Genomic DNA, 19,530 nt, shown 5'->3' on the forward strand with positions numbered 1-19,530 from the left:
AACAAGATCATAGGATCCGAATGTCGCAGCAAACCACCATCCGCAAGCTCGCCCAACTGGTCAACACGCCGGTGGAGAAACTGCTGGAACAGCTGGCCCAGGCCGGCATGAAGTTCAGCGGTCCCGACCAGGTCGTGACCAGCGCCGAGAAAGTGAAGCTGCTCGGTTTCCTTCGCCGTTCGCACGGCAAGGACGAGCAGGTCGCCGACGAGGCTGACGCCGCGCCGAAGAAGATCACCCTGAGCCGCCGTACGCAGCAGGAAGTGACCGTCAATGCCGGCCGCAGCAAGACCACGGTCAATGTCGAGGTGCGCCAGAAGCGTACCTACGTCAAGCCGGCTGCCGGTGCGCCGATGGATGCGAATGCCGAGCGCGCCGAGATCCTGCGCAAGCTCGAGGAGTCGCGCCAGCGCAACCTCGACGAGCAGCGCATGCTGGCCGAGAAGGACCGTGCGCGCGACGAGGAGATCGTGGCACGCCAGAAGGCGGTCGAGGATGCCGAGCGCGAGCGCGTGGAAGCCGAGCGCCAGGCCGCGGAGGATGCTGCCAAGGCGGCTGAAGCAGCCAAGGCTGCGCCTGCGGCGCCGGCCGTCAGGCAGCCGATCATCGAGACGCTGACGCCGCGTCCTGCGCGCAACACCTCGGCCACGCCGCGTCCTGCGACGCCGGCGCCGGCACCTGCGCGCGACGAGCGCGGCAGCGCACATGCCAAGCCGGGCAACAAGTCCCGTGGCGGTCAGTCGGAGGATGAGGGTGGCAAGCGCTTCGGCGGTCAGCTGCACCTGTCGCCGTCCGACCGCGCCCGCCGCGGCAACAACAGCAATTCGCGTGGCCGTCCGGGCGCGCGTGCGCCGCAGGGGCGTCGCGGCAACGAGCAGTCCCGCGGCGGTGGCGGCAGCCATGGCTTCGAGCGTCCGACCGCGCCGGTGGTGCGCGAGGTCGCCATCGGCGACACCATCACCGTGGCCGATCTGGCGCAGAAGCTGGCGCTGAAGGGCGGTGAGGTGGTCAAGGCGCTGTTCAAGATGGGCGTGATGGCGACCATCACCCAGTCCATCGACCACGACACCGCCGCGCTGGTGACCGAGGAGCTCGGCCACAAGGTGGTGCGTGCCGGCAACAACGATGCCGAAGACGCGCTGCTGGCCATTACCGATGTCGACCAGGGCGACGCCGTGCCGCGTCCGCCGGTGGTCACCATCATGGGCCACGTCGACCACGGCAAGACCTCGCTGCTGGACTACATCCGCCGCACCAAGGTCGCCAATGGCGAAGCCGGCGGCATCACCCAGCACATCGGCGCGTACCACGTGGAGACGCCGAAGGGCGTGATCAGCTTCCTCGACACCCCGGGCCACGCCGCGTTCACCTCGATGCGCGCCCGCGGCGCGCAGCTGACCGACGTGGTGGTGGTGGTGGTGGCGGCCGACGACGGCGTCATGCCGCAGACCAGGGAAGCCATCCAGCACGCCCGCGCGGCCAACGCGCCGATCGTGGTGGCGATCAACAAGATCGACAAGTCGTCGGCCGACCCCATGCGGGTCAAGAACGAACTGCTCGCCGAGCAGGTCGTGGCCGAGGATTTCGGTGGCGACACGCAGATGGTGGAGATCTCGGCCAAGACCGGCCAGGGCATCGACGACCTGCTGGATGCGATTTCGATCCAGGCCGAACTGCTGGAGTTGAAGGCCGTGGCCGAAGGCCGCGCCGCCGGCGTGGTCATCGAATCCTCGCTGGACAAGGGCCGTGGCCCGGTCGCGACGGTGCTGGTGCAGCAGGGCCAGCTCAAGAAGGGCGACTACCTGGTGTGCGGCATCCAGTACGGCCGCGTGCGCGCACTGTTCGACGAAACCGGCCGGCAGGTTGCCGAGGCCGGCCCGTCGATCCCGGTGCAGGTGCTGGGCCTGTCCGGCGTGCCGGACGCCGGCGACGACTTCGTGGTCGTCGAGGACGAGCGCCTGGCCAAGGACGTGGCGCAGCAGCGCGAGACCAAGCGCCGCGAGTCGCGCCTGGTCGCCACGGCGGGCAGCCGCATGGAAGACATCATGGCGCAGATGGGCAAGGGCGAAGGCCAGCAGGTGCTGAACCTGCTGATCAAGGCCGACGTCCAGGGCTCGGTGCAGGCGCTGAGCCAGTCGCTGGTGGGGCTGTCCAATGACGAAATCCGGATCAACGTGATCCATTCCGGCGTGGGCGGCATCACCGAGTCGGACGCCAATTCGGCGGCGGCCTCCAAGGCGACGGTCATCGGCTTCAATGTGCGCGCGGATGCTTCGGCCCGTCGCATCATCGAATCCAACGGCATCGACCTGCGTTACTTCTCGATCATCTATGACGTGATCGACCAGGTGAAGCAGGTGGCTTCGGGTCTGCTGGGCGTGGAGATCCGCGAAGAGATCATCGGTATCGCCGAGGTCCGCGATGTCTTCCGCAGCTCGAAGCTGGGCGCCATTGCCGGCTGCATGGTCATCGAGGGCGTGGTCAAGCGGAACAAGCCGATCCGCGTGCTGCGCGACAGCGTGGTGGTGTTCGAAGGCGAACTGGAATCGCTGCGCCGCTTCAAGGAGAACGTGGAAGAGGTCCGCAACGGTACCGAGTGCGGTATCGGCGTGAAGGCCTACAACGACGTCAAGGCCGGCGACCAGATCGAATGCTTCGAGCGCATCGAAGTGCCGCGCACCCTGTAACAACGCAGTACCGGCCGGCCCGCACGACGCGGGCCGGCCGCGCTTTCCCCCGCAGCAACCAGACGAGCGAGATTCCGTGCCCAAGACTTTCCACCGTACCGACCGAGTTTCCGCGCAGATCCGCCGCGATCTGGGCACGCTGGTGCATGCCGCCGTGCGCGAGCATGGGCTGCCGTCGGTCAGCGTCTCGGACGTGGAAGTCACCCGCGACATGGCCCATGCCAAGGTGTTCGTCACCGCGCTGATGCCGGAGCGTTCGGTCGAGGCGGTCAAGGGCCTGCGCGAGCTGGCTGGCGAGCTGCGCATGGGCCTGGCCCGGGCGATGAAGCTGCGCCATGTGCCGGAGCTGCATTTCCACTACGACGACTCGGTGGACCGCGGCGAGCGCATCGACAACCTGCTGCGCGACCTGCCGGATACGCAGGCGGCCCAGGCCGGCGGCGACGCCGACGACAAATAAGTCCGGTCCGGACCGGCATTGCGCCGGCCATCCCGGCTGGGCATCCTCTTTTTACCTCACGACATCCGTCGCTTCCGGTCCTGCTGGCGGCAGGGTGCCGGTTTCCTCCTGTTCCCGCCGGCATGCGGACGACCGCGCCGGCCCGAGAAGGGTGTTCCATGCGTCCCCGTATCCAATTCCGCCGCCTGGATGGCATCGTCCTGCTCGACAAGCCCGCCGGCATGAGCTCCAACACCGCGCTGCAGGTGGCGCGGCGCCTGTTCCGGGCGGAGAAGGGCGGGCATACCGGCAGCCTCGACCCGCTGGCCACCGGCCTGCTGCCGCTGTGCTTCGGCGAGGCGACCAAGATCGCCGGCCTGCTGCTGGGGTCGGCCAAGGCCTACGACGCGGAGATCGCTCTGGGCGCGACCACCGATACCGATGATGCCGACGGCGCGGTGCTGCGGCAGCGCCCGGTGCCGGCCATCGACGCGCAGGCGCTGCGCCAGGCACTGGAGCCGCTGACCGGGCACATCCGCCAGCGCGCGCCCATCTACTCGGCGCTGAAGCAGGGCGGCGAGCCGCTGTATGTGAAGGCGCGCCGCGGCGAGGCCATCGAGGCGCCGGAGCGGGATGTCCACGTGCAGTCCATCGAGGTGCTGGAACAGCAGCCGGAACGGCTGCGCCTGCGCGTGACCTGCGGTTCGGGCACCTACATCCGGAGCATCGCCCGCGACCTGGGCGAGCGGCTGGGCTGCGGTGCCCACATCACCGCGCTGCGCCGGTTGTGGGTGGAGCCGTTCCTGTCGCCACGCATGATCGGCCTGGATGAACTGCGCACCGTGGCTGAAGGCGGGGACGATGCGGCCCTGCTGGATTGGCTGCTGCCGCTGGACGCCGGGCTGAGCCATTTCGGCCGGGTCGAGCTGGACGCCGCCCGCGCGCAACGCTTCTGCATGGGGCAGCGGCTGCGCGAGCCGGCATGGCCGCACGGGCTGGTGGCGGTATTCGCCGACGACGGCAAGGCGCTCGGGCTGGGGCAGGTGGATGCCGCCGGGATGCTGGCGCCGCAGCGCCGTTTCAACCTCTGACCGGCCGCGGCCTGCGGGCGGAAACACGCTGCGCCTTGTGGCGGCAGGCGCGGATCGTTACAATTCTGCGGCCCTTTGTCGGGCACCGGTCCGCCGTCGGCGGGCCGCCTTCCTTAAACGGCGAGCTGCGCGGTGCGTCATCAGCACGTTCCTGCCGGCCACGCATCCAGAGAAAACATCATGTCGATCGACACCCAGAAAGTTATTGAAGACAACAAGCGCGGCGCCAACGACACCGGTTCGCCGGAAGTCCAGGTGGCCCTGCTGACCGCCCGCATCGAGCAGCTGACCGAACACTTCAAGCTCCACAAAAAGGATCACCACAGCCGCCGCGGCCTGCTGCAGCTGGTCAACCGCCGCCGCAGCCTGCTCGACTACCTGAAGAAGAAGGACGTCGAGCGCTACAAGGGCCTGATCGAAAAGCTTGGCCTGCGTCGCTAAGCAGCAACCCCTCCGCGGCGCAGCGATGCGCCGCGGTTTTGTTTTTGCGGTTCAACAGTATTCCCGGGCCGGAACAACCGGCCGCCCGCTGGCGACAAGGGTCGCCGACGGTCCATTCGCAGACAGCATCCCCAAGGACACCCTCCGTGGCAAAAATCACCAAAACCTTCCAGTACGGCAAGCACACCGTCACGCTTGAGACCGGCGAAGTCGCCCGTCAGGCCAGCGGCGCCGTCATCGTCAAGATGGACGACACCGTGCTGCTGGTCACTGCCGTCGCCGCCAAGAGCGCGCGCGAAGGCCAGGACTTCTTCCCGCTGACCGTTGATTACCAGGAAAAGTTCTACGCCGGTGGCCGCATCCCGGGTGGCTTCTTCAAGCGCGAAGGCCGCGCGACGGAGAAGGAGACGCTGATCTCGCGCCTGATCGACCGCCCGATCCGCCCGCTGTTCCCGGAAGACTACAAGAACGAAGTGCAGATCATCGCCACGGTGATGTCGCTGAACCCGGAAGTGGACGGTGACATCGCCGCCCTGATCGGCGCCTCGGCCGCGCTGTCGCTGGCCGGCACCCCGTTCAAGGGCCCGATCGGCGCCGCCAAGGTCGGCTACAAGAACGGCGAGTACATCCTCAACCCGACCGTGTCGGAACTGAAGGAATCGCAGCTGGAACTGGTCGTGGCCGGTACCGCCAACGCCGTGCTGATGGTCGAGTCCGAAGCCGCGCTGCTGTCCGAAGAGGTGATGCTGGGCGCCGTGACCTTCGGTCACCGCGAGATGCAGAAGGTCATCAACGCGATCAACGAGCTGACCGTCGAAGCCGGCACCAAGCCGAGCGACTGGGTCGCCCCGGCCAAGAACGAAGCGCTGATCTCCGCGCTGAAGGAAGCCGTCGGCACCCAGCTGGCCGCCGCCTTCCAGGTGCGCGACAAGCTGCAGCGCCGCGACGCCATCGCCGCGATCAAGAAGGACGTGACCGAGCAGCTGGCCGGCCGTGTCGCTGCCGAGGGCTGGAACCCGGCCGAGCTGTCCAAGGAATTCGGCGAGCTGGAATACAGCACCATGCGCAACTCGGTGCTGGACACGAAGGTCCGCATCGACGGCCGCGCCCTGGACACCGTGCGCCCGATCAGCGTGAAGGCCGGCGTGCTGCCGCGCACCCACGGCTCGGCGCTGTTCACCCGTGGTGAGACCCAGGCCATCGTGGTCACCACCCTGGGCACCGCCCGCGACGGCCAGATCATCGATGCCGTCGCCGGCGAGTACAAGGAAAACTTCCTGTTCCATTACAACTTCCCGCCGTACTCGGTGGGCGAGTGTGGCCGCATGATGGGGCCCAAGCGCCGCGAGATCGGCCACGGCCGCCTGGCCAAGCGCGGCGTGCTGGCGGTGATGCCGACCATCGAGGAATTCCCGTACACCATCCGCGTGGTGTCGGAAATCACCGAATCCAACGGCTCCTCGTCGATGGCTTCGGTGTGCGGTTCCTCGCTGGCGCTGATGGATGCCGGCGTGCCGGTCAAGGCGCCGGTGGCGGGCATTGCCATGGGCCTGGTGAAGGAAGACAACCGTTTCGTCGTGCTGAGCGACATCCTGGGTGACGAAGACCACCTGGGCGACATGGACTTCAAGGTCGCCGGTACCTCCGAAGGCGTGTCCGCGCTGCAGATGGACATCAAGATCGAAGGCATCACCGAAGAGATCATGAAGCAGGCGCTGCAGCAGGCCAAGGCCGGCCGCCTGCACATCCTCGGCGAAATGGCCAAGGCGCTGACCGCGCCGCGCGAGGAGCTGAGCGACTATGCCCCGCGCCTGCTGACCATCAAGATCCACCCGGACAAGATCCGCGAAGTGATCGGCAAGGGCGGTTCGGTGATCCAGGCGATCACCAAGGAAACCGGCACCCAGATCGACATCCAGGACGACGGCACCATCACCATCGCCTCGGTGAACAACGCCGCCGCGCAGGAAGCCAAGCGCCGCATCGAGCAGATCACCTCGGACGTCGAGCCGGGCCGCATCTACGAAGGCAAGGTCGCCAAGATCATGGACTTCGGTGCGTTCGTCACCATCCTTCCGGGCAAGGACGGCCTGGTGCACGTCTCGCAGATCTCCAGCGAGCGCGTGGAGAAGGTCGGCGACAAGCTGAAGGAAGGCGACGTGGTCAAGGTCAAGGTGCTGGAAGTGGACAAGCAGGGTCGTATCCGCCTGTCGATGAAGGCCGTCGAGGAAGGCGAGGGCACCCCGGCCGAATAAGCCTGGGCACCTGCGCTTCATCCGGGAAAGCGGGCCTCTGGCCCGCTTTTCTTTTGGGCGATGTTCCGCGCTGGCATTTCCGGGGAACATGGTTGCCGACGGGCGGTCAGCTGCCGCTGCGGCTCCGGGAGTGAAGGCTTCCGCGCGGCTTTCCCTGCGCTCCGGATGCGTGACTGGCCTACAGCTCTCGTCTCGTCGTCCCGGCAGCATGGGGGCGAACCGGTAGATGGGGCGGGTGATGCGGGAGCGGGTCAGCCGATGTTTCGTTCTGGCATGGCGACGACGGGACCTGGCGATGGCTTTTCCACTGCTGGGCAAGGCCGTCGCGGTCTGTTTTCTCGCGGGCATCGGCGTGGCGTTGTGGGCACCGACCCTGCCACCCTCCTGGTTGCGCTGGATGATGTTGCTGGCCGGGCTGGTGTTCTGGGGTATGAGCCGGGTGCCCTGGTGCGGCGCGTTGCTGGCAGGTGCCGGCTGGGCCGCGCTGCATGCCGGCTGGGCGCTGCAGGCGCAGTTGCCGCCAGCGCTGGAGCGCGGCGAGGCCGTCATCGCCGGAAACGTAGTGTCCCTGCCCGAAGTGGAATCCAACCGGACGCGTTTCCGCTTCCGGGTCGACGACGATGCTGCCCAGCCAGGCGCGGTGCGGGGGCGCCTGCTGCAACTGGCGTGGTACGACGATTTCGGGAGCGCGCAGCCGGGGCCGAGGCTGGCGGTGCATGCCGGTTCGCGCTGGCGGTTCCAGGTGCGGCTGCGTGCGCCGCGCGGGCTTGCCAATCCCGGGGGCTTCGACGCGGAGCGCAACGCACTGGCGCAGCGGATCTCCGCCACCGGACTGATTGCGGACGGAAGCGGGAAGCAACTGGCGGTGCCGGGGGGAATCGACGCATGGCGTGAACGCATGGCCGGACGGATCGACGCCGCCGTTGGCACATCCGGTTCGCGCTATGTGCGGGCCCTCGCGGTAGGCGACACCCGGGCGCTGGACGATGGCGACTGGCACATGCTGCGCGCAACCGGCCTGACCCACCTGATCGCGATTTCCGGCTTCCACGTCGGCATGGTCGCTGGATTCGTCGCCTTGGCCGCATCCGGAGCGTGGTGGCTGCTGCCCTGGCTGGGGCGCTGCTGTCCCCGTTCCCATGCCGCGGCCATCGCCGCCGTGGCCGGCGCCGCAGGCTACGCGGCGGTGGCGGGCTTTGCCCTGCCGACGGTGCGCACGGTACTGATGGTGGCCGTGGTGGCATTGGCGAGACTGGGCCGCCGCCCCACCCGCGTGGCCGGCTCGCTGGCGCTGGCGGCCCTGGCGGTGCTGGGCTGGGATCCGCTGGCGATGCTGACGGCGGGGTTCTGGCTGAGTTTCGCGGGCGTGGCCTGGCTGGTCTGGTGTCTGCCCGAGCGCATGCACTGGCTGCGCGGATTCCTTTCCGCCCAGTCGGTGGCGACCGTGGGGTTGCTGCCGTTCACCACGATTCTGTTCGACCAGGCTTCGCTCGCCGGGCCGCTAGCGAATCTGGTGGCGATTCCCTGGTGGAGTCTGGTGGTGGTACCGCTGGCACTGCTCGGAACAGGGCTGGAAGCGGTGCTGCCCGGCGCCGGCAGCTGGCCATGGCGTGTATCGGCGTGGTGCTTCGAATCGAGCTGGTCAGGGCTGTCGTGGCTGGGAGGGAGCCGCTTTGCATTGTGGTGGCTGCCCGAAGCGCGAAGCATGGCATTGCCGTTCGCCCTGCTCGGCGCGGTGTGGCTGCTGCTTCCGCGTGGAATTCCGGGCAAGGGGCTGGCCGTGCTGCTATGGCTGCCCTTGTTGTGGCCGGTGCGTGAGCTTCCACGGTACGGCGAAGTCGAACTGGTGCTGCTCGACGTGGGGCAGGGGCTGTCGGTCCTGGTGCGCACCCGTGGCCACCGCCTGCTCTACGACGCAGGACCGGCGGTCCGCGATGGCTTCGATGCGGGTGAACGGGTTGTCATACCGGCCCTGCATGCCCTGGGAGTGAGCCGGCTCGATGCCGTGGTCATCAGCCATGGCGACAACGATCACGCCGGCGGTGCCAATGCCGTCCGCAGGTCAGTGCCGGTCATGGTCTGGCACGCACCACCGGGCATACAGCCGGCGATGGCGGCCCGCGATTGCGGTGCAGGCCTGCACTGGCAGTGGGACGGCGTGCATTTCCAGTACCTGCATCCGCATGCCGGCTTTCCCTATCTGCGCAACGAGTCCAGTTGCGTGCTGCGGATAGGGTCCCGCCACGGTGCGGTGCTGCTGGCCGGGGACATCGGCGAAGTCATCGAGGCCGGGCTGGTGCGGCGACAGCGGCCATCGCTGCGGGCCGATGTGGTGCTGGCGCCGCACCATGGCAGCGGAGGCTCGTCGCTGCCAGGGTTCGTGGCGGCCACGCAGGCGCGGCTGGTGCTGGTGTCGGCCGGCCATGGCAACCGGTTTGGCCATCCCCGGCCGGAGGTGGTGGAGCGCTGGCGCAGGGCGGGTGCCGAGGTGTTGGCGACTCCCGAGAGCGGCGCAGTCAGGCTCTGGCTGGGAGAGCAGGGCCTGCAGGTACGCGAACGCCGCCCGTGGCGTCGGCGCCTCTGGGATGCTGCTGGGCGGGCGCGGGCGGCTGTTATCCTATCGGAGGACGAAAACACGGCCGTCGCGCCGGAGGGTTGAAACGTGTGGGAACTGGTCAAGGCCGGCGGTTGGCCAATGGTGCCGCTGCTGCTGTTGGGTGTGCTGGCTTTGGCGATCGTCCTGGAGCGCTTCTGGAGCCTGCGGCGTAACGAAGTGCTGCCGCCCGGCCTGGGGCAGGAAGTCCGCAACTGGGCGGCGCGCGGCAAGCTGGATGCCTCCCACATCGAATCGCTGCGCGCGAATTCGCCGCTGGGTGCGCTGCTGGCCGCGGCGCTGGAAGCCCGCAACCGTCCGCGCGACCAGATCCGCGAACGCATCGAGGACACCGGCCGTCACCTGGTGCACCGGCTGGGGCGTTACCTCAACGCGCTGGGCACCATCGCCTCGGCGGGCCCGCTGCTCGGCCTGCTGGGCACGGTGATCGGCATGATCCAGATGTTCCTTGGCATCCTCGACCATGGCGTGGGCGACGTTAACCAACTGGCCGGCGGTATCGGCAAGGCCTTGGTGTGCACCGCCACCGGCATGATCGTGGCGATCCCCGCACTGATGTTCCACCGCTATTTCCGCGCGCGCGTCGATGGCTACGTGATCGAGATGGAACATGAAGCCGGCGCGCTGCTGGATACGCTCGACGGCCGTCCGGCGGTGATGGCCGCCGCCAGGCCGGCCCCGCCGACAGCGGCAGCGGCCAAGGCCTGACCCCGCATGCGCATCCGCAACGACCGGGCCCAGGAAGAGCCGCATATCGATCTTGTGCCGCTGATCGACGTGATCCTGGTGCTGATCATCTTCTTCGTGATCACCACCACCTTCGACGCGCGCTCCACCCTGCAGGTGCAACTGCCGACCGCCAGCGACCAGCACAGCGCCGAGCCGCCGCGCTCGCTCAGCGTGCTGGTCAACGCCGATGGCCGCTATTTCATCAACGACCAGGAGGTGCTGCGCACCGACGTGGAATCGGTGAAGCGCACCATCGTCCAGGTCGCCGGCGACGACCGCGAGCAGACCGTGCTGCTGCGCGCCGATGCGCGCACGCCTTACCAGGCCGTGGTGACGGTGCAGGATGCGCTGGGACAGCTCGGCTTCCGCCGCATCGCGATCGCCACCGCGCCGGAGGTGCAGCGATGACCAGCGAACAAAGCCCTTGGCAGGTATATAAGCGCCTGCTTGGTTTCGCACGGCCGTATCGCGTTTTGCTGTTGATGGCCCTGTTGGGCATGTTGATCGAGGCCGGTGCCGGAATGGGTTTCCTGGCGTTGATGAGCCCGATCACCAACAACCTGGTAAATCCGGAAGACATCAACCCGTGGATGCCGCTGGCCATCGTCGGCCTGTTCCTGTTGCGCGGCATCGCCGGTTACCTCACCGACATCGGCATGGGCAAGGCCGCGCGCAGCATCGCCCGCGATCTGCGCGTGCGCGTGCTGGGCAAGTACCTGCGTCTGCCCGGGCTGCAGTTCGACAACGAGCCGGTGCCGTCGATGCTGGTGCGGCTGGGTTCGGACAGCGACCAGGTGGCGCAGGCCGCGGTCGACGCGATGAAGGTGGTGCTGCAGCAGTCGCTGCAGGCGCTGGGCTCGCTGGTGATGATGTTCGTCTACAGCTGGCAGGTGACGCTGGCGATCTTCGTGCTGGCGCCGCCGCTGGCGTGGGTGATGGACAAGGTCGCCAAGCGCTACCGCAGCATCAGCCACCGCATCCAGGAGAGCGGTGCGGAACTGCTGCAGGCCGCGGACCAGACCCTGTCCAGCCAGCAGGAGGTCAAGATCTACGGCGCGCAGCGCAGCGAACTGGACCGTTACGGCGGGTTGGCCGATACCAACCTGAAGCTGGCGATGAAGGTCGAGGCCACGCGCAGCATCTCCTCGGCGATGGTGCAGCTGATCGGCGCGGTGGGCCTGGCGGTCCTGCTGCTGATCGCCGGCCATGAAGCCGCCGCCGGGCGCCTGTCCGTCGGCAACTTCGTTTCGTTGATGTTGGCGATGATGACGATCATCCCCGCGCTCAAGCAGCTGACCAATGTGCAGAACATGACCCAGCGCGGCATCGCCTCGGCGCAGCGCCTGTTCGTGGTGCTCGATGCCGAGGACGAGCCGGACAAGGGCACTCTCGAACTGCGGCGGGCCGAAGGATTGCTGGAATTCCGCGAGGTCACCGCGCGTTACCCCGGGCAGACCCGGCCGGCGATGGAGGGTGTCAGCTTCGTCGCGCGCCCGGGCACGGTGACGGCGATCGTCGGACGCTCGGGCAGCGGCAAGTCCACCCTGATCAAGCTGATCCCCCGCTTCTACGAGCCCGAATCCGGGCAGATCCTGCTCGACGGCCATCCCGTGCAGGATTACCGCCTGGCCGATCTGCGCCGGCAGATCGCGCTGGTCGGGCAGCAGGTGGTGTTGTTCGACGGCAGCATCGCCCAGAACATCGCCTACGGCGAACTCCAGGATCGCAGTGCCGGGCAGCTGGAGCAGGCCATCGCCGGCGCGAACGCGCGCGAGTTCGTCGACCAGCTGCCGCAGGGCGTGGACGCGCAGGTCGGCGCCAAGGGCGGACGCCTGTCCGGCGGCCAGCGCCAGCGCCTGGCGATCGCGCGCGCCATGCTCAAGGACGCGCCGATCCTGATCCTGGACGAGGCCACCGCGGCGCTGGACAACGAATCCGAACGGCTGGTGCAGGATGCGCTGCAGCGGCTGATGCCCGACCGTACCACGCTGGTGATCGCGCACCGCCTGTCCACCATCGAACACGCCGACCAGGTGCTGGTGATGGACCAGGGGCGGATCGTCGAGCGCGGCACGCACCAGCAACTGCTGGCGCTGGGTGGCCTGTACGAACACCTCTACCGCATGCAGTTCCGGGAAAGGCAGGTCTGATGGCCGGCAAGGGAACGCAGACGCCGGCATGGTGGTATGACGGCGCCCCGGTGCCATGGACGGCCCGCCTGCTGGCGCCGCTGTACGGCGCCGTCGCCGGCCTGCGGCGCGGGCTGTACCGCCGCGGCTGGCTGCGCCGCCGCCAGGTGCCCGTGCCGGTGATCGTGGTCGGCAACATCACCGCAGGCGGCACCGGCAAGACGCCGTTGACCATCGAGCTGGTGGAGCGCCTGCGTGAGGCCGGCTGGAAGCCGGGCGTGGCCAGCCGCGGCTATGGCCGCGACGATGCCGGCACCGCCCGCTGGATCACGCCGGACCTGGCGCCGGGACTGGGCGGCGACGAACCGGTGCTGATCGCCTGGAAGACCGGCGCACCGGTGCGCGTGGACAGGGACCGCGTCGCCGCGGCCCGGGCCCTGCTGGCGGCTGGTTGCGACGTCGTGGTCTGCGACGACGGGCTGCAGCATTACCGGCTGGCGCGCGACATCGAGATCGAAGTGGTCGACGCGCAGCGGCGCTATGGCAATGGCCTGCTGATGCCGGCCGGTCCCCTGCGCGAACCGGTGGCGCGGGCGCGCGACTGCGATTTCCGCGTGGTCAACCTGGGGCAGGCCAGCGATGCCGGGCAGGCGCCGCCGGCATCGGGATTCGGCGAATGGACGATGCAGCTGCGCATCGACAGCGCGCGTCCGTTGCGCGGTGGCCGCGAGCGCCCGCTGCAGGGATTCGCCGGGCAGCGCGTGCATGCCGTGGCCGGCATCGCGCATCCGCAGCGCTTCTTCCAGATGCTGCGCGCCCGCGGCATCGGCGTGGTGCCGCATGCGTTCGCTGATCATCATCGCTATCAGGCATCGGACCTGTCCTTTGGCAGCGAACTGCCGGTGCTGATGACCGAGAAGGACGCGGTGAAGTGCAGGGCATTTGCCACCGACTGGCACTATGCAGTGCCATTGCAGGCCGAATTGCCGGCGGCGTTCTGGGTCGCGCTGCTGGACCGGCTGGGCAAGCTGGCGCGGGCGTGATCCTCTGTGGGAGGCGCGCCCGATGTGGACGCGGCGCCAGATGCGCCGGCTGCGATGCGGACTGCCGGACCCGGTGCGGAAGACAGGTTTCCGCCAAGGGGCGTGCGGGGCAAGTGCGAACCCGGTCGAAGCCCTGCCATGCTGCTGTATGTCGCGACGGCTCCAGCCCCTTATTCTCATCCGTGACTTTCTCTCCTGCGGGACCGCCTGCGGCCGTCGCTTGGAGGGGAGCCATCAAGTTGTGCCCGGAGCGGGCAAGGAGTGCAGATGAACGCGGTTCCTGAATTCGTCGTGGCGATCCCGGCGCGCCATGCGTCCACCCGCCTGCCGGGCAAGCCGCTGGCCTTGCTGGCCGGGCAGCCGATGGTCGTGCATGTGGCGCGGCGCGCGCTCGCCGCCGGCGCCCGTGAGGTATGGGTGGCCACCGACGACAGCCGCATCGCCGATGCGCTCGATGGCCTGCACGGCATACGCGTGGCGATGACCCGCCAGGACCATGCCTCGGGTACGGACCGGCTGGCCGAGTGCGCGCGTCACGCCGGCTGGGATGAGCAGGCGATCGTGGTCAACCTGCAGGGCGACGAACCGTTTGCGCCGGCGGCGGGCATCCGCACGGTCGCCGCGACCCTGGCGGCCAGCGGCGCACCGATGGCGACCCTGGCCACGCCCGTGGAGGACGCCGGGACGCTGTTCGATCCCAACGTGGTGAAGCTGGTGCGCAACGCGCAGGGCGACGCGCTGTACTTCAGCCGCGCGCCGATTCCCTGGCACCGCGACGCCTTCGCCCGTTCGACGGCGCAGCTGCCGCAGGCGCAATGGCTGCGCCACATCGGTATCTATGGCTACCGTGCCGGCTTCCTGCAGCAGTTCGCGGCGATGCCGCCGGGTACGCTGGAGCAGATCGAATCGCTGGAACAGCTGCGCGTGCTGGAGGCGGGTTTCCGCATCGCCGTCGCCCTGTCGCCCGAGCCGTTCCCGCCGGGCATCGATACCCCGGAAGACCTCGCGCGCGCCGTCATGCTGCTGGAGCAGGGCCGTTGAAGCTGCTGGTAGTGTGCCTGGGCAACATCTGCCGCTCGCCGATGGGCGAGGGCGCCCTGCGCGCCCGGATCGAGCGCTCGCCGCTGGCCGGGCGGGTCGAAGTGGATTCGGCCGGCACCGCCGGTTGGCACCACGGCAAGGCGCCGGACCCGCGGGCGGTAGCCTGCGCGCGCCGGCACGGCGTGGACATTTCCGGGTTGCGCGCGCGCCAGCTGCAGCCCGCCGACTTCCTGCGTTTCGACCACATCCTGTGCGCGGACCCGAGCAACCTGGACGATGCGCTGGCGTTGGCGCCGACCGAGGCGCGCGCAAAGGCCGCGTTGCTGCTGCCCTGGGCCGGCATCGCCACCGCCAGCGTGGTGCCGGATCCCTATTACGGCGATGACACGGATTTCGAGCACAGCTGGGCGCTGCTGGAGGCTGCCGCCGAAGCAGCGGTGCGGCGCCTGTCGGCGCGGCCCGACTCCGGCATAATCGGCCCATGAACGCTCAGCCCGCGGTGGATCTTCCCAAGTCCGGCATCTGGCTCAACGCGGCGCCGTCCACGTTGCAGGACCATGCGGGCCGTCCGCTGGTATTGGCCTTCGTCAATGCCGCCTCGGTCTGGTGCGTGCAGCGGCTGCTCGAGGTAGTGCAGTGGCAGGCCCGCAATCCCGGGCGCCTGCAGCTGCTGGTCGTGCAGATCCCGCGCTTCGATTTCGAACGCGAGCCGCAGCCTGCCTTGAAGCTGCTGCGCCGTCACGGCGTCACCGCGCCGATCCTGCTGGACGCGCAATGGGAGGCCTGGCGCCGCTTCGGTATCGAGGCATGGCCGACCCTGCTGCTGATCGACGCCCAGGGCCAGGAGCGCGAACGCCTGGTGGGTGCGACAGGCGACCTGGAGCGCAACCTCAACGCATTGTGCGAAGGACTGGCGCGGCCGCTGGACGAGGACCTGCACGCGGTCCCGGAAACCAACGTGGAGCCGCGCCTGCCGCTGCGTTTTCCGGCGGGGCTGGCGGCCAGCGCCGACCGGCTCTATGTCGCCGATACCGGCCACCACCGCATCCTGGAGTGCACCCACGGTGGCCGCGTACTGCGCCAGTTCGGCGTGGGCAGTGCGGACCTGGTCAACGGCCCCGCGGCCGAGGCGGCCTTCAACCGGCCGCATGGCCTGGCGCTGGAGCGCGAGATGCTCTACGTCGCCGATACCGGCAACCACGCCCTGCGACGCATCCACCTGCCGAGCGGACAGGTGGATACGCTGTGCGGCACCGGGCGCGCCGGCGACCCGGTGGCCGGCGTGCTGTCGCAGCCCTGGGACAGTCCGCTGAACCATCCGCTGGACATCGCCATCGCCGACAACCAGCTGCATATCGCCATGGCCGGCGACAACCACATCTGGAGCTACGACCTTGGCATCCGCTCGCTGCGCTGGCGTGCGGGCGCGGGCGCCGTGGAAGTGCGCGACGGCGGCGGCCACCTGGCTGCGTTCGCCCAGCCCTGCGGCGTGGTAGCGGTGCAGCAGGTGCTGTACGTCTGCGACGCGCTGGGGTCGGCGATCCGTTCGATGCAGCTGCGCGGCGACGTGGTGCAGACGCTGGTGGGGCAGGGGCCGTGGGAATCCGGCAATGCCGACGGGCCGCGCGTGCGCGCGCAACTGCAGTACCCGCAGGCGATTGCGATGGGCAGCGAATCGCCGCTGCTGTGGATCGCCGATGCCGGCAACGGTTGCCTGCGCATGCTGCGCCTGGGTGGCGGCGACCTGTCCACGGTCAACCTGCCGCGGCGCCTGCATGGCCCGGCCGCGTTGGCGGTGGCCGCGGGCGCGGTGTGGGTCGCCGAGACCGACGCGCACGCGATCCTGCGTTTCGACCCGGTCAGCGGCGAACTGGGCCACGTGCCGATCGAGGAATGAGCGGCGCGGCGACAAGCGGGTTCGACGGCAGGGCGTATGCGGCGGCGCTGAGTACTGCGCCGGGCGTCTATCGCATGTACGCGGCCGACGACACGCTGTTGTACGTCGGCAAGGCCGGTGCGCTGCGCAAGCGCGTGGGCAGCTATTTCAACGGCTCGCCGAAGAGCCGGCGCATCATGATGATGCTCTCGCAGGTGGCGCGGATGGACGTGACCGTCACCCGCACCGAGGCCGAGGCGCTGCTGCTGGAGAACCAGCTGATCAAGTCGCTGGCGCCGCGCTACAACGTGTCCCTGCGCGACGACAAGACGTACCCGCAGGTGCTGCTCACCCGCGAGCAATGGCCGCGCATTGCCCTGCACCGTGGCCCGCGTTCCGTACCGGGGCGGTACTACGGCCCGTATCCGGGCGTGGGCGCGGTGCGCGAGACGCTGAACCTGATGCACAAGCTGTTCAAGCTGCGCAGCTGCGAGGACAGCGTGTTCCGCAACCGCTCGCGCCCGTGCCTGCAGTACCAGATCGGCCGTTGCAGCGCGCCCTGCGTGGAACTGGTGGCGCAGGCCGAATACGACGAATCGGTGCGGCGCGCGGTCTTGTTCCTCGAAGGCAGGAGCGACCAGCTGGCCGACGAGCTGATGCAGGCCATGCAGCAGGCCAGCGACGCGCTGGAGTTCGAGCGCGCCGCGCGCCTGCGCGACCTGGTGGCGTCGCTGCGCAGCATGCAGAACCGGCAGTATGTGGACGGCCGCGCCGCCGACCTCGATGTGCTGGCCTGCGCGATGCAGGGCGCCAGCGCCTGCGTGCTGCTGCTGGCCTTCCGCGACGGCCGCAACCTCGGCACGCGCGCCTTCTTCCCGCGCACCAATGGCGAAGACAGCGCCGAAGAAGTGCTGGCCGCGTTCGTGTCGCAGTACTACGTCGAGCACGCGCCGCCGCCGGAAGTGCTGCTGGACCGCGGGATTCCCGACGCGGAGATGATCGAGGCCGCATTGACCACCGCGGCCGAGCGCAGGGTCGCGCTGAAGTGGAACGTGCGCGGCGAGCGCGCCGGCTACGTGGAACTCGCCAGCCGCAATGCGCAGATCACCCTGGTCAGCGAGCTGGACAGCCGTGGCGCGCAGCACGCGCGCAGCGAGGCCGTGCGCGAGATGCTGGGGCTGGCCGAGCCGGTCAAGCGCGTGGAGTGTTTCGACATCAGCCACACCATGGGCGAGGCGACGGTGGCGTCGTGCGTGGTGTTCGACGCCGCCGGCCCGGTGCGCGCGCAGTACCGGCGCTACAACATCAGCGGCATCGAACCCGGCGACGATTATGCAGCCATGCGCCAGGCCATCGACCGCCGGTTCCGGCGAGCGGTGGAAGAGCAGGGCGTGCTGCCCGACGTGCTGCTGATCGACGGCGGCGCCGGGCAGCTCGCGCAGGCGCAGGCCGCGTTGGCCGACCTCGGCGTCGAAGGCGTGCTGCTGGTCGGCGTGGCCAAGGGTGTGGAACGCCGCGCCGGCCACGAAGCGCTGGTGCTGCCGGACGGGCGCGAGATCCGCCCCGGCGCCGCGTCGCCTGCGCTGCAGTTCATCCAGCAGGTGCGTGACGAAGCGCACCGTTTCGCGATCACCGGGCATCGCGGGCGCCGGCAGAAGGCACGCATGACCAGCAGGCTGGAGGATATTCCCGGCATCGGCCCGCGCCGCCGCGCCAGCCTGCTCAAGCATTTCGGCGGGCTGGCGGGCTTGAAGGCCGCCGGCGAAGCCGAGATCGCGCGCGTGGAAGGCATCAATGCCGCCCTTGCAACGCGCATCTACGCTAACCTTCACGGACTGTCGATCCCGGATCCGACAGCGGAGTAAAGCTGTAATGACCCTGACCGTGCCCACCTGGCTGACACTGCTGCGGATCGTGATGATCCCGGTGCTGGTACTGGTGTTCTATCTGCCATACACGTGGACCAACTTCGCCGCGGCCGCGATCTTCGGCCTGGCGGCGATCACCGACTGGCTCGATGGCTGGGTCGCGCGCCGCTACCAGATGCACTCGGCGTTCGGCGCCTTCCTCGATCCGGTGGCGGACAAGCTGATGGTCGCGGTGGCGCTGTTCCTGATCGTGCAGGGGCACCCGACCGCATGGATGGCGTTCTGGGCTGCGGTGATCGTCGGCCGCGAGATCGCGGTATCCGCATTGCGCGAATGGATGGCCGAGATCGGCCAGCGCGCCAAGGTGCGCGTGGCGATGATCGGCAAGATCAAGACCACCGCGCAGATGATCGCGCTGCTGTGCCTGCTGTATTCCGTATCGCCCAACACGCCGGTCGCCAGCATCTGGATGGGCTGGCCGATATTCCACATCGGCGACTGGATGCTGGCGATCGCCGCCTTGCTGACGCTGGTGTCCGCGGTGCAGTACCTGCGCGCGGCCTGGCCGAGCCTGCGCGAGGACGAAATCGCCGCGCGCTCGCAGTCGAAAAAAAGATGAAACAGGGCTGTTGACAGGCAGGCGATTGCATGTAGAATTTCGCCTCCCAAGCGGGAATAGCTCAGTTGGTAGAGCGCAACCTTGCCAAGGTTGAGGTCGCGAGTTCGAGTCTCGTTTCCCGCTCCAGTCGATGAAGTTTCCGGGTTTGCAACGGAGCGGCATCAAGGGATTCACCTCCTGGATATCGAACGGTCTGGCGACTGGATCCGGTATTCAGCGGATGGCCGGAAGCCTCCGGAGAGTGTGAAGAAAGTTGTTAAAAAGCTGGCGCAATACCTACGAAGTCTGTAGAATGCACGGCTCCCCAAGCGGGAATAGCTCAGTTGGTAGAGCGCAACCTTGCCAAGGTTGAGGTCGCGAGTTCGAGTCTCGTTTCCCGCTCCAAATAAGGAAAAGGCCCCGCAAGCGGGGTTTTTTCATATCGGGAGGAGGTTTTTACTCCTGTACGATCAAAAAGATTGTGGCCTGGTAGCAGAGTGGTTATGCAGCGGATTGCAAATCCGCGTACGCCGGTTCGATTCCGACCCAGGCCTCCAGAATTTGATACCGGGTTATCCCGGAAAATAATTCAACCCCTGAGAAATCAGGGGTTTTTCTTTGCCTGCTGTTCGCCGGGGTACGTGGGGATCACTGGAGATAACCCGATATGTCGGCGCTCTATGGAGCGCGTGCCACCACCCGTATCGACAACACGGAAC

General features: G+C 68.3%; 15 protein-coding genes and 3 tRNA genes. All 18 read left to right on the plus strand.

The window, feature by feature from the left end; all coding sequences use genetic code 11:
* Nucleotides 1-20 precede the first annotated feature (20 nt).
* The 18 genes from infB (at nt 21) to AC1DGW_RS02770 (ending at nt 19,368) form a co-directional block, all read left to right on the plus strand.
* The gene (gene infB / locus AC1DGW_RS02685; protein WP_478019114.1) at nt 21-2,687 is read left to right on the plus strand and encodes a translation initiation factor IF-2; all 2,667 of its coding nucleotides are present in this window, start codon (nt 21-23) and stop codon (nt 2,685-2,687) included.
* A 76-nt stretch (nt 2,688-2,763) separates the two neighbouring features.
* Complete coding sequence (gene rbfA / locus AC1DGW_RS02690; RefSeq protein ID WP_478019115.1) at nt 2,764-3,147, plus strand: 30S ribosome-binding factor RbfA; 384 nt, start codon at nt 2,764-2,766, stop codon at nt 3,145-3,147.
* Between the two features lie 158 nt (nt 3,148-3,305).
* Nucleotides 3,306-4,217 carry a tRNA pseudouridine(55) synthase TruB gene (gene truB / locus AC1DGW_RS02695; protein WP_478019116.1) on the plus strand — a complete coding sequence of 304 codons (912 nt, stop codon included), beginning with the start codon at nt 3,306-3,308 and terminating at the stop codon, nt 4,215-4,217.
* Nucleotides 4,218-4,397: 180 nt separating this feature from the next.
* A complete protein-coding gene (gene rpsO / locus AC1DGW_RS02700; RefSeq protein WP_055769748.1) occupies nt 4,398-4,658 on the plus strand; it encodes a 30S ribosomal protein S15 in 261 nt (86 codons plus the stop codon).
* Nucleotides 4,659-4,804: 146 nt separating this feature from the next.
* Nucleotides 4,805-6,913, plus strand: a complete 2,109-nt coding sequence (pnp, locus tag AC1DGW_RS02705; RefSeq protein WP_478019117.1) for a polyribonucleotide nucleotidyltransferase — start codon at nt 4,805-4,807, stop codon at nt 6,911-6,913.
* Between the two features lie 295 nt (nt 6,914-7,208).
* Nucleotides 7,209-9,572 (plus strand): DNA internalization-related competence protein ComEC/Rec2, encoded by a 2,364-nt coding sequence (locus tag AC1DGW_RS02710; protein WP_478019118.1) that lies wholly within the window; start codon nt 7,209-7,211, stop codon nt 9,570-9,572.
* A 3-nt stretch (nt 9,573-9,575) separates the two neighbouring features.
* Complete coding sequence (locus AC1DGW_RS02715; RefSeq protein WP_478019119.1) at nt 9,576-10,235, plus strand: MotA/TolQ/ExbB proton channel family protein; 660 nt, start codon at nt 9,576-9,578, stop codon at nt 10,233-10,235.
* 6 nt (nt 10,236-10,241) lie between these two features.
* On the plus strand, nt 10,242-10,664 hold the full coding sequence (locus AC1DGW_RS02720; protein WP_478019120.1) for an ExbD/TolR family protein: 423 nt from the start codon (nt 10,242-10,244) through the stop codon (nt 10,662-10,664).
* Nucleotides 10,661-12,406 carry a lipid A export permease/ATP-binding protein MsbA gene (gene msbA, locus AC1DGW_RS02725; RefSeq protein ID WP_478019121.1) on the plus strand — a complete coding sequence of 582 codons (1,746 nt, stop codon included), beginning with the start codon at nt 10,661-10,663 and terminating at the stop codon, nt 12,404-12,406. The genes AC1DGW_RS02720 and msbA overlap by 4 nt, the downstream gene beginning before the upstream one ends.
* On the plus strand, nt 12,406-13,428 hold the full coding sequence (gene lpxK, locus AC1DGW_RS02730) for a tetraacyldisaccharide 4'-kinase (RefSeq protein WP_478019122.1): 1,023 nt from the start codon (nt 12,406-12,408) through the stop codon (nt 13,426-13,428). Before msbA ends, lpxK begins: the two co-directional genes overlap by 1 nt.
* Before the next feature lie 267 nt (nt 13,429-13,695).
* Entirely contained in the window at nt 13,696-14,469 is a 774-nt protein-coding gene (gene kdsB / locus AC1DGW_RS02735; protein ID WP_478019123.1) for a 3-deoxy-manno-octulosonate cytidylyltransferase, read from the plus strand.
* Nucleotides 14,466-14,954, plus strand: coding sequence for a low molecular weight protein-tyrosine-phosphatase (locus AC1DGW_RS02740; RefSeq protein WP_478019124.1), 489 nt, complete (start codon nt 14,466-14,468; stop codon nt 14,952-14,954). The genes kdsB and AC1DGW_RS02740 overlap by 4 nt, the downstream gene beginning before the upstream one ends.
* Nucleotides 14,951-16,366, plus strand: a complete 1,416-nt coding sequence (locus tag AC1DGW_RS02745; RefSeq protein ID WP_478019125.1) for a hypothetical protein — start codon at nt 14,951-14,953, stop codon at nt 16,364-16,366. Before AC1DGW_RS02740 ends, AC1DGW_RS02745 begins: the two co-directional genes overlap by 4 nt.
* Nucleotides 16,363-18,210 carry an excinuclease ABC subunit UvrC gene (uvrC, locus tag AC1DGW_RS02750; protein ID WP_478019127.1) on the plus strand — a complete coding sequence of 616 codons (1,848 nt, stop codon included), beginning with the start codon at nt 16,363-16,365 and terminating at the stop codon, nt 18,208-18,210. The genes AC1DGW_RS02745 and uvrC overlap by 4 nt, the downstream gene beginning before the upstream one ends.
* 7 nt (nt 18,211-18,217) lie before the next feature.
* Nucleotides 18,218-18,832 carry a CDP-diacylglycerol--glycerol-3-phosphate 3-phosphatidyltransferase gene (gene pgsA / locus AC1DGW_RS02755; protein ID WP_478019129.1) on the plus strand — a complete coding sequence of 205 codons (615 nt, stop codon included), beginning with the start codon at nt 18,218-18,220 and terminating at the stop codon, nt 18,830-18,832.
* A gap of 50 nt (nt 18,833-18,882) precedes the next feature.
* Nucleotides 18,883-18,958 (plus strand) — tRNA-Gly (locus AC1DGW_RS02760).
* 182 nt (nt 18,959-19,140) lie between these two features.
* A tRNA-Gly gene (locus AC1DGW_RS02765) sits at nt 19,141-19,216 on the plus strand.
* 78 nt (nt 19,217-19,294) lie between these two features.
* Nucleotides 19,295-19,368, plus strand: a tRNA-Cys gene (locus tag AC1DGW_RS02770).
* Nucleotides 19,369-19,530: the final 162 nt, after the last annotated feature.

This window comes from Stenotrophomonas sp. 05N423 (assembly GCF_056397145.1).